The organism is Nocardioides sp. NPDC023903 (genome assembly GCF_040639295.1).
GTDB lineage: Bacteria > Actinomycetota > Actinomycetes > Propionibacteriales > Nocardioidaceae > Nocardioides.
Genome location: NZ_JBEZZS010000017.1, coordinates 110393 through 121090, shown reverse-complemented (window position 1 = coordinate 121090; position 10698 = coordinate 110393). Strand labels below are relative to the sequence as shown.

Below are 10698 nucleotides of genomic sequence, written 5' to 3'. Positions count from 1 at the left end.
AACAACCTCCGCGTCGTCGGCAATCACGTGCGTTCCCTGCGTGTGCTCAGGAACTCCTACGCCGGCAACTTCTCGGTGGCTCGCAACAGCTGGGTGGACCGCAAGATCGTGAGGGACAACGTGGAGCTACATCAGAACCCCGCGGCGTGCCGTCGGGCTGGATGAGTGATTCCACGCCACCGTCACGACCTCCACGAACGCGATCCCGGGGCCCGAGTGTCCTCGAGCATCGGATCGGGTAGCGCCGAACAACTCTTCGATCGTCTCCTCGCCGCCGCCTACACCGTGGAAGACAACCACAGGTCCGTGATCCCGCACCCGAGCGGGACTCTCAGGGCCGGCCTCAGTCTTCGAGCGGACCCAGGGATGGCCCGGCGACGAACCGGGCCGTCGGATCGATGAGCACCTCCAGTTCCAGTACGACCAGCTCGTTGCGGTCGGGGCGCAGCAGCGGGCCCGGCACGAACAGGGTGTGCTGCGGCCCGCGGCGCCAATAGCGCCCCAGGCAGAAGCCGTTGACCCAAGCGATGCCCTTGCCCCAGGCGGTGGTGTCGAGGAAGAGGTCGACGTCGGGCTCGGCCGAGAAGAGTGCGCGCCACGCGGTGGGCCCGACCCCGGAGCCACGGCCGTCTGGTGGGCCGGTCTCCCACAGCCGCGGCACCCGGTCGAGGTCGATGGCCAGGACGTCCCAGTCCGTGAGTGGCACCCCGTCGAGCAGAGCCGGCCCGACCAAGCCCTTGTGCTCACCGATGCGGGCGCCGTAGTTGACCCGGCCCTGGTCCTCGACGACCAGCTCCAGTCGGCCGCGCCCCTGCGGCAGCGCGATCGCCCGCTCGCCGTGCTCCCGCTCGAGGATGCCAACCGGAGCGCCGTCGAGGAAGACGGCGGCCCGGTCACGGACCTCGCCGAGGGCGAGGACGCCCGGGCGGTCGCCCGACAGCTCGGTCCGGTAGACGGCCAGACGAGTGTCTGTCTCCAGCTCGTCCAGCACCGGCAGCGACTCCCAGCTGCTCCAGGAGCCCCAGCGCGCCGGGTCATCGAGCAGCCGGACCGGCTCACCCAACGCCACCGTCTGCTCGGGGGCGAGACCGGCGGCGCCGGGGGTCTCGGTCGGCACCGGGGCGTAGCGGGCGATTACGTCGCGGAACGCGAAGTACTTCGCGGTCGGGTTCCCGGCCTCGTCCAGGGGAGCGTCGTAGTCGTACGAGGTCACCGTCGGCCGGTAGATCCCCTTGTCGTTGGCTCCGCTGGTCAGGCCGAAGTTCGTGCCTCCGTGGAACATGTACACGTTGACCGAGGCTCCTGCGGCGAGGAGGGCATCGAGCTCCTCGGCGGCCTGCTCGACGGGGGTGGTGTGGTGCCGGCCTCCCCAGTGGTCGAACCAGCCGTCCCAGAACTCCATGCACATCAGCGGCCCGGTCGGCTGGTGGTCGCGGAGGGTGCGCAAGCGGTTCACGCTGTCCGAGCCGAAGGAGCTGGTACGCAGCACCCCGTCGATTCCGCCGGCGGTGAGCATGGCATCGACGGGCTGGTCCACGGTGACCAGCGGCACGCCGATGCCGGCTCCACGGGTCATCTCCACGAGTGCCTGCAGGTAGGCCCGGTCGTCACCGTACGCGCCGTACTCGTTCTCCACCTGGACCAGCAGCACGGGTCCGCCCTGGTCGACCTGGTGCGGGCGCACGAGCGCCAGGACCTGGTGGAGGTACTTCTCGACCTCGTCGAGGAAGCGCGGTTCGTGGCGGCGGATGCCGACGCCCGGCTCCCGGAACAGCCAAGGCGGCAGCCCGCCGTTGTCCCACTCCGCACAGATGAACGGCCCCGGACGCACGATCGCGTACAGACCGGCCTCTCCCACCAGGCGCAGGAAGCGCTGCAGGTCGAGGATGCCGTCGGTGTCGAAGGCGCCCGGGCGGGGGCTGTGGGCGTTCCACGGCACGTACGTCTCAATGGTGTTGAGGCCCATCAGCCTGGCCTTCTCGATCCGGTCCGCCCAGTGGTCGGGGTGGACTCGGAAGTAGTGCAGCGCGCCGGAGAGGATCCGGAACGGCTCACCGTCGAGGAGGAAGTCGGACTCGCCGATCGTGAACTCGGGCATGCCTACCTCTCGCGAGGACCGACAGCCGCCGCTCCGTGACGTGCGGCGGCTGTCGGTCCTGTCAGTCGTGGGTCAGTTGACGCTGAAGCCCTGCTCGTCGCCGTACTTCACGAGCGCCTCCTGCCAGGCTCCCAGGCCGTCTTCGAGGGCGGTGTGGGTCTGGTAGGACTTGCCGACGGTGTCGCCGTAGATCGTGTCGGCGTACAGCTGGTAGGGCAGGTACTGCCAGCCCTCGACCACCTGGGTGGCCGCTTCGGTGAGCACCTGGTTGACCTGCTGGCCACCGAAGTAGTCGAGCTTCTTGTCGACGAACGCCGGGTCCTGCAGGTCCGCGACCGTGGCCGGGAAGCCACCGCTCTCCAGGAACGGCTCGACGCCCTCCTCGTGGTTGAGCCAGCGCACGAACGCCGCCGCCAGCGCGGGGTTCTCACTCTGCTCCAGCACCGACTGGGTGCTGCCGCCGTTCTCGGCGGTGGCCGGCTGCCCGTCGTACGTCGGCATCGGCGCGGCTCGCCACTTGCCCGCACCGTCGGGCACGGACTGCTCGAACACGCCGGGTGCCCAGGCACCGAGACCGATGGACGCGATGGTCCCGTCACCCAGCGCCTTGTACCACTCCTCGGTCCAGCCGGGGATGGTGCAGACCAGCTCGTCCTCGATGAGCTGGTTCCACACACCCGTCCACTTCTGCGTGCCCTCGTCCTGCAGGTCGATCGTGACGCTCTCGCCGTCGGACTGGAACGGCGTGCCACCGGCCTGCCAGATCATGCTGGTGGTGAACCCGGCGTCACCGCTGTCGTTGGTGATGCACTGCGACGGGTTCGCCTTCTTGATGGTCCGGGCGGCCTCGACGTACTCGTCCCAGGTGGTCGGCACCTCGAGCTTGTGCTCGTCGAAGACCTGCTGGTTGTAGAAGAGCGCCATCGGGCCGGAGTCCTGCGGCAGCCCGTAGAGGCCCTCGCCGGCATGCACCGAGGCCCAGGTCGACGGCGTGTAGTCCGACTCGAACTCGTCGAAGCCGTACTGGCCCAGATCGACCAGGTCGCCGGGCAACGCGAACTGCGGCAGCGCCTTGTACTCGACCTGCGCCACGTCGGGGCCGCCGGAGCCGGCCTTGATCGCATTCTGCAGCTTCGTGTAGTGGTCGTTGCCGGTGCCGGCGTTGACCAGCTTCACGTCGACGTTCGGGTACTGGTCCTCGAACGCCGCCACCTGGGCCTCGGCGGACGGGGTCCATGTCCAGTAGGTGATGGTGCCCCCTTCCTCGAGGGCGGCGTCGAGGTCTGCGGCCGTGCCTTCGCTTCCGCCGCCGCCCCCGTCGCCCGAGCCGCAGCCGGCGAGCACGGAGGCGGCTGTGAGGGCTGCCGCGACGAGGGCGATCCGGCGGGCTCTGCGCCCATTGATGATCAACATGGCGTTCCTTTCATTTCACTGTTTGACGCTTCCCGCGCTCAAGCCGGACTGCCAGAACCGCTGGAGGAGGAGGAAGGCGATGACGAGCGGGGCGATGGTCAGCAGGGAGCCTGTGACCACCAGGTTGTAGACGGGCTGCGCGTTCGCACCCGACGCCTGAGCGCTCCACTGGGTGAGGCCCACGGTGAGCGGATAGAGCTTCGGCTCGCTCAGCATGATCAGTGGCAGGAAGTAGTTGTTCCACGTCGAGACGACTGCGAACAGCAGCACCGTGACGATGCCGGGAGCGAGCAGGCGCAGAGAGACCGTGAAGAAGATCCGAACCTCGCCGGCGCCGTCGATGCGCGCCGCCTCGAGCAGCTCATCCGGTACGGCGTCCGCGGCGTAGACCCACATCAGGTACAGGCCGAACGGGCTGATCAGCGAGGGGATGATGATCGCCCACACCGTGTTGGTGAGCCCCATGTTCGAGAACATCAGGAATGTCGGCACGGCCAGCGCGGTGCCGGGCACGGCCACCGCGCCGATGATGACGGCGAAGACCGCCCGCCGCCCGGGGAAGCGGTACTTGGCCAAGCCGTAGCCGGCCGCGGTGGCCAGCAGGGTCGCGCCGCCGGCACCCACCACGACGTAGAGAAGGGTGTTCGCCAGCCAGCGCAGGAAGATGCCGTCACGGTAGGTCAGCGTGTCGCGGACGTTGCTGAAGAACGCGAACTCGTCGCCGACCCACAGCCCCGGGCTCGAGAACAGATCCGCCTGCGTCTTGGTGGCACTCAGGATCAACCACGCCAGCGGCACCAGCGTATAGACGAGGAACAGCGCCATCAGCACGGTCAGCAGCGGCGACCGTCGCGGCGCCAGCGGCGACGTGCTCACCCGGCTCGTCATTTCATCGCCTCTCGTGAGCCGCGGAGCTGGACGGCGTACGCGATCACGGCGGTCAGCAGGCCCATCACGATCGCGACCGTCGCCGAGTAGTTGTACTGCTGCCCGCCGAAGGACAGGTTGTAGGCGTAGAGGTTCGGTGTGTAGTAGGTCGTGATGATGTTGGGTTCCAGCGTGCGCAGGATGTTCGGCTCGTTGAAGAGCTGGAAGGTCCCGATGATCGAGAAGATCGTGGCGATCAGGATGGCCCCGCGCAGGGCCGGGATCTTGATCGAGAGCACGGTGCGCAGCGCCCCGGCGCCGTCGAGCGCGGCGGCCTCGTAGATCTCGCCGGGCACGGTGCGCAACGCGGAGTAGAAGATCAGCATGTTGTAGCCCACGAACTCCCAGGTCACGATGTTGGCGATCGAGGCGAGCATCCAGTTCTGGCTGAGCGGCGCGATCGAGGTGCCGAACAGGTCGTTGAAGTCGGCGGCCAACCCGAAGTTGGTGCCGTACATGAAGCCCCACATCAGGACGGCCACGACGCCGGGAACGGCGTAGGGCAGGAAGATGAAGAGCCGGAAGAAGCTCGTGCCGTAGAGCCGGGCACTGTCGATGGCCAGCGCGGCCACCAGGGCGAGGCCGAGCATGATCGGCACCTGTACGACGAAGAACAGCAGGACCCGCAACGAGCCGTCCCAGAACTTGTCGTCGGTGAACACGTCGACGTAGTTGTCCAGACCGACGAACTCCGTGGTGCCGAAGAACGCCTGCGCACGGAAGAGGCTGAGGTAGGCGGCGTAGGCGATCGGCGCCAGGAAGGTCAGCGCGAAGACCGCCAGGAACGGGCCGACGAAGATCCACCCCTTCGTGTCGCTGCGCGACCACCGTCGACCGGGCACGGGCGGTCGCCCACCACCGTGGATCTCCCGGCTTCTCTCCAGCTGGGTCACGGTCCCACCTCCCTTCACCGCCTTTCGGTGGCGGCCTGTTAACGTCAACAGGTACAGTGACGTACGACACATGTTGACGTCAACAGGTTGGCGGAAGGATTATTCGGTCCATGGGGACAGACAGCACCGCCGGAGCACCAGTTCCACGGCGAGGGGCCTCACAGGCCGACGTTGCCCGGATCGCCGGAGTCTCGGGGCAGACGGTCTCGCGAGTCGCGAACGGCGCCCGCTATGTAGACGCGGCCACCCGGGAGCGGGTGCTGTCCGCGATGCGCGAGGTCGGCTACCGGCCCAACCGGGCCGCCCGGGCGCTTCGCAGCGGACGGTTCCAGAGCATCGGCGTGATCGCGTTCGAGCTCTCCAGCGTCGGCACCACCCACACCCTCGACGCGGTCGCGACCGCCGCCACCGAGACCGGGTACGCCATCAACCTGTTGCCGGTGCTGGACGCCACCCAGGACGCCGTGCGCGCCGCCTTCGACCAGCTCGGCGAGCAGGCCGTGGACGGCATCATCATCCTGGTCGAGACGCACCGGCTCGACGGCGTCGCCGTGCCGGACGGACTGCCGGTGGTCGTGGTCGACTCCAGCGCGGAGTACGACTACCCGATCGTCGACAACGACCAGACCCACGGCGCACGGTTGGCCACCGAGCACCTGCTCGACCTCGGGCACGATACCGTCTGGCACGTCGCCGGACCTGAGCTGTCCTACTCCGCGCGACGCCGCCGGGCGTCGTGGCAGGCGACGCTCGAGGCCCACGGCCGAGTGGTGCCGCCGGTGGTGCCGGGCGACTGGACGACCGGCGCCGGCTACGAGGCCGGCCTCCGGCTGGCCGACAACGAGGAGGTGACCGCGGTGTTCACCGCGAACGACCAGATGGCCCTGGGACTCCTGAGAGCCCTGCACGAGCGCGGTCGCCGTGTTCCCGACGACGTCAGCGTCGTCGGCTTCGACGACATGGAGGAGGCGGCGTACTTCTGGCCGCCACTGACCACCGTCCACCAGTCGTTCGACGAGGTCGGCCGGGGCGCAGTGGATGCCCTGATCCGGGAGATCCAGTCCGGCGAGCACGAGCACCAGGAGGTCCTGGTGCCCGCCCGGCTGGTGGTCCGGGCCAGCACAGCCCCGCCGCGCAGGACGACCGGATGAGCCGGCTACGCCACCGGTGGGTGCGGTGGCCCGAGTCCCTCACGGGCCAGAGCGCTCGCGGACCGCTCGGCTTCGGGGCCGACTACAACCCCGACCAGTGGGGCCGGGAGGTGTGGGACGAGGACGTCCGGCTGATGCGTCAGGCCGGGGTGAACATCGTCTCCCTCGGGATCTTCTCCTGGGCCCGCCTGCAGCCGACCGAGGACACCTGGGACTTCGCGTGGCTCGACGAGGTGATGGACCTCCTGCACGCCCACGGCATCGCCGTGGACCTCGCCACCGCGACCGCCTCGCCGCCGCCCTGGTTGGCCGCCGGGCACCCGGAGATCCTTCCGGTCACCCGTGCCGGCGAGACCATGTGGCCGGGCGCCCGGCAGCACTGGCGGCCGACGTCACCGGTGTTCCGACAGCACGCCCTGGCGGTCGTCGAGGTGATGGCGAGCCGGTACGCCCACCACCCGGCGCTCGCCGCCTGGCACGTCTCCAACGAGCTCGGTTGCCACAACCTCTACGACTACTCCGACGACGCCGCGGCGGCGTTTCGCACCTGGCTGTCGCAGAGGTACGTCGACCTCGACGGCCTCAACCACGCCTGGGGCACCGCGTTCTGGTCGCAGCGCTACAGCGACTGGCGCGAGGTGCTGCCGCCGCGGCTGACGCCCACCATTCCCAACCCGACACACCAGCTCGACTTCAAGAGATTCTCCTCCGACGCCCTCAAGGACTACCTGCGCGCCGAGCGGGAGATCCTCGACCGGCTGACCCCCGACGTGCCGGTGACCACGAACTTCATGGTGATGGACCACTTCAACGGCATCGACTACGCCGACTGGGCGGCCGAGGTCGACTTCGTCTCCAACGACCACTACACGCTCGTCGACGACAGCGCCCGCGACGAGCTGTCGTTCTCGGCCAACCTGACCGGCGGCATCGCCGGCGGTGAGCCATGGTTCCTGATGGAGCACTCGACCAGCGCGGTCAACTGGCGCGCGATCAACCCGCCCAAGGCGGACGGTGCGCTGGTGCGGGACTCGCTCACCCACGTGGCGCACGGCGCGGACGCCGTCTGCTTCTTCCAGTGGCGGCAGTCCGTGTCCGGCGCGGAGAAGTACCACTCGGCGATGGTGCCCCACGCCGGCGAGGACAGCGAGGTCTATCGGACCGTGCTCCGGCTGGGCGGGCACCTCGAGCGGCTCGCCCCCGTCGTCGGGTCGCGGCGCCGGCAGGCCCGGGCCGCGATCCTCTTCGACATCGAGTCGTCGTGGACCCTCGACCTGGAAGCCAACCCGAGCTCTTCGGTGAGCCATCGGGCGGAGGCGCTCGACTGGTACGTCGCGTTCCTCGCGCTCGGTGTCCGGGCTGACGTCCTGCCCGTCGGCGCACCGCTGGACGGGTACGACGTGGTGGTGGCGCCTGTGTTGCACGTGATGCCGGCCGCGACGGCCGACCTGCTGAGGAAGTTCGTCGACCGCGGTGGCCACCTGGTCACGACGTACTTCTCCGGCGTCGTGGACGAGAACAACCACGTGTGGCCGGGTGGCTACCCGGGCGCACTGCGCGACCTGCTCGGCATCCGCATCGAAGAGTTCGGGCCGCTCCTGGACGAGTGCGAGGTCGTTCTCGACGACGGCAGTACCGGGACACTGTGGACCGACCGGATCACCGCGACGACTTCCGGCACGCAGGTTCTCGCGACGTACAAGACCGGCCTGCAGGCGGGCCGCCCGGCAGTGACCCGACGGGCCCTGGCTCACGGCTCGGCCACGTACGTCTCCACCCGGTTGGGTGCGGACGGACTCGAGCCGCTGCTGGCCCGACTGCTCGAGGCCGCCGGGGTGGACAGCGAGCTGCCCGAAGGGCTTCGTGGCCGGGTGGAGCTCGCCATCCGCGCAGACGGCGAGAGGGAGTACTGGTTCCTGGTCAACCGGACCGACGACGTCGTCGACCTCGGCGAGCTGGGTGACCTCGGCGAGCCGGTGTTCTCCTCGGGTGCCGATCGTGGCGACGCCGAGCTGGCGGGCTCCGGGGTGGCCGTGTTCACCCGCACCGCCCGATGATCAGCGAGACCCGCGGCGTGCACCTCCGGCGCGGCGGCACCAGCCTGGTTGTCCGGCTGGACTCCACCGAGCTCCCGTGCATCCTCCACTGGGGACCGGATCTCGGCGAGACCGCGGTCGAGCACCTTCCCGACCTTCTCCGCTCGCTGGAGATGCCGAGCCTCGACGGGGCGATCTACCAGCACTCGTGGGCATCCGTGCTGCCGCAGCAGACCAGTGGCTGGGTGGGTCGTCCGGGTCTGCTGGGTAGCCGCGCCGGCCAGGCCTGGGCGCTCACCTTCGACCTGGTGGACCACACGGTCACCGAGTCAACCGGCTGCACCCGGCTCACCAGCGTCGCGCTGGACGGGCCGGCCGGTGTGGAGGTGACCACCGAGATCGAGCTGTTCGGGAACGGCCTGCTGCGCCTGCGTGCCCGCGTGCGGAACCTGGAGGCGACGCCGTACGAGGTGACGCTGCTCGAGCCGGCTCTGCCGGTGCCGGCGGAGGCCGACGAGCTCTTGGACATGGCAGGGCGGCACGCCCACGAGCGCACCCCGCAGCGCCACGCGTTCACCCAGGGACAGCACGTCCGCGAGGCGTGGGGCGGTCGTCCCGGCCACGACTCGGCCACCGTGCTGTGTGCCGGCCGGTCCGGGTTCGGCTTCCGTGCCGGTCGGGTCTGGGGTGTTCACCTCGGCTGGAGCGGCAACCAGGTGCTCTGCGCCGAGAGCTCCTTCACCGGCTGGAAGCTGCTGCGCGGAGGCGAGCTGCTCATGCCCGGCGAGATCGTGCTGGGCCACGACGAGACCTATGCCTCGCCCTGGCTCTACGCCTCCTGGGGCGAGGGGCTCGATGCCTTCTCCGGCCGCTTCCACGAGCACCTCAGGGCGCGGCCCGTGCACCCACGGCGCGCGCGACCCGTACTCCTGAACACCTGGGAGGCGGTCTACTTCGACATGGACATGCAGAAGCTCGTCGAGCTCGCCGAGCGGGCTGCCGAGCTGGGCGTCGAGCGGTACGTCCTCGACGACGGCTGGTTCAAGGGGCGGCGTGACGCCACGAGCTCCCTGGGTGACTGGGTCGTGGACGAGGACGTGTTCCCCGACGGGCTCACCCAGCTGGTGAAGACTGTGCAAAACCTCGGCATGGAGTTCGGCCTGTGGTTCGAGCCCGAGATGGTCAGCCTCGACTCCGACGTGGCCCGGGAGCATCCCGAGTGGATCCTCGGCACCCACGCCGGTCCCGGCATCAGTTCGCGCAACCAGCACGTCCTCGACCTCTCCAACCCGGACGCCTGGGACCACGTGCTCAGTCAGATCTCGGCGCTGGTGGACCGCTACGACGTCGCCTACGTCAAGTGGGACCACAACCGTGCGCTGACCGGCGCGGGCCGCGGCCGAGACCACAGGCCCGCGGTCCACCTGCAGACACTTGCGGCCTATCGCCTGATGGACGCACTCCGTGCCCAGCATCCCGCGCTCGCGATCGAGTCCTGCTGCGGCGGTGGCGGGCGCCTCGACCTGGGAATCCTCGAGCGGACCGACCGGGCCTGGGTCTCCGACTGCATCGACGCGCACGAAGGGCACCGCCTGGTCCGGTGGACCGGGCTGACTCTCCCGCCCGAGCTGATGGGCACCCACGTGGGATCGAGCACCGACCACACCACCGGACGCCAGCACACCCTGCGCTTCCGCGCCGGCACCGCCATGTGGGGACACCTCGGCATCGAGTGGGACCTCACCACCATGCGGGACGAGGAGCGCGAGGAGCTTCGGGCCTGGATCGCGCTGCACAAGCGGTTCCGTGGGCTGCTCCACTCCGGCCGCGTCGTGCGGGCGGACACCTCGCACGACGGCCTCCAGCTGGACGGCGTGGTCGCCCCTGACGGGTGTGAGGCGCTGTTCCGTCTCTCGGCGCTCGACCACACCCTGGGCCAGCCGGCCGGCCGCATCCGGTTCCCCGGCCTGACCCCGGAGACGGCGTACCGGGTGGCGCCGGTGCCTCTTGCGGTGTCACCCAAGGACCGCCCCCGACCCGCGTGGTACGACGGCGGCGCGGTGATGAGCGGCCGACTGCTCGACGAGGTCGGCATCGTCGCGCCCCTGCTGGAGGCCGACGACCTGGTCATCGTGCACCTGGTCGCGGAGGTGGCAACCCCTCTGCCGCGACAGGGCTGA

At 69.5% G+C, this 10698-nt stretch carries 7 protein-coding genes; 3 read left to right on the top strand and 4 right to left on the bottom strand.

The features are described 5' to 3' along the window. Positions 1–343: 343 nt before the first annotated feature. From AB0F44_RS18415 to AB0F44_RS18400, 4 genes are all read right to left on the bottom strand, one after another. The gene (locus tag AB0F44_RS18415) at positions 344–2098 is read right to left on the bottom strand and encodes a beta-galactosidase family protein (protein ID WP_357357816.1); all 1755 of its coding nucleotides are present in this window, start codon (positions 2096–2098) and stop codon (positions 344–346) included. A gap of 72 nt (positions 2099–2170) precedes the next feature. Further along, positions 2171–3511 (bottom strand): extracellular solute-binding protein, encoded by a 1341-nt coding sequence (locus tag AB0F44_RS18410; RefSeq protein WP_357357814.1) that lies wholly within the window; start codon positions 3509–3511, stop codon positions 2171–2173. Between the two features lie 15 nt (positions 3512–3526). Next, the gene (locus AB0F44_RS18405; protein WP_357357812.1) at positions 3527–4399 is read right to left on the bottom strand and encodes a carbohydrate ABC transporter permease; all 873 of its coding nucleotides are present in this window, start codon (positions 4397–4399) and stop codon (positions 3527–3529) included. Next, positions 4396–5331, bottom strand: a complete 936-nt coding sequence (locus tag AB0F44_RS18400; protein WP_357357810.1) for a sugar ABC transporter permease — start codon at positions 5329–5331, stop codon at positions 4396–4398. Before AB0F44_RS18400 ends, AB0F44_RS18405 begins: the two co-directional genes overlap by 4 nt. A gap of 110 nt (positions 5332–5441) precedes the next feature. Between AB0F44_RS18400 and AB0F44_RS18395 the strand changes: the two genes are divergently transcribed. From AB0F44_RS18395 to AB0F44_RS18385, 3 genes are read left to right on the top strand one after another with little or no spacing between them, the layout of a single operon-like run. Beyond that, complete coding sequence (locus AB0F44_RS18395; RefSeq protein ID WP_357357808.1) at positions 5442–6482, top strand: LacI family DNA-binding transcriptional regulator; 1041 nt, start codon at positions 5442–5444, stop codon at positions 6480–6482. Next, a complete protein-coding gene (locus tag AB0F44_RS18390) occupies positions 6479–8539 on the top strand; it encodes a beta-galactosidase (protein WP_357357806.1) in 2061 nt (686 codons plus the stop codon). Before AB0F44_RS18395 ends, AB0F44_RS18390 begins: the two co-directional genes overlap by 4 nt. Then, positions 8536–10698 (top strand): alpha-galactosidase, encoded by a 2163-nt coding sequence (locus AB0F44_RS18385; RefSeq protein WP_357357804.1) that lies wholly within the window; start codon positions 8536–8538, stop codon positions 10696–10698. Before AB0F44_RS18390 ends, AB0F44_RS18385 begins: the two co-directional genes overlap by 4 nt.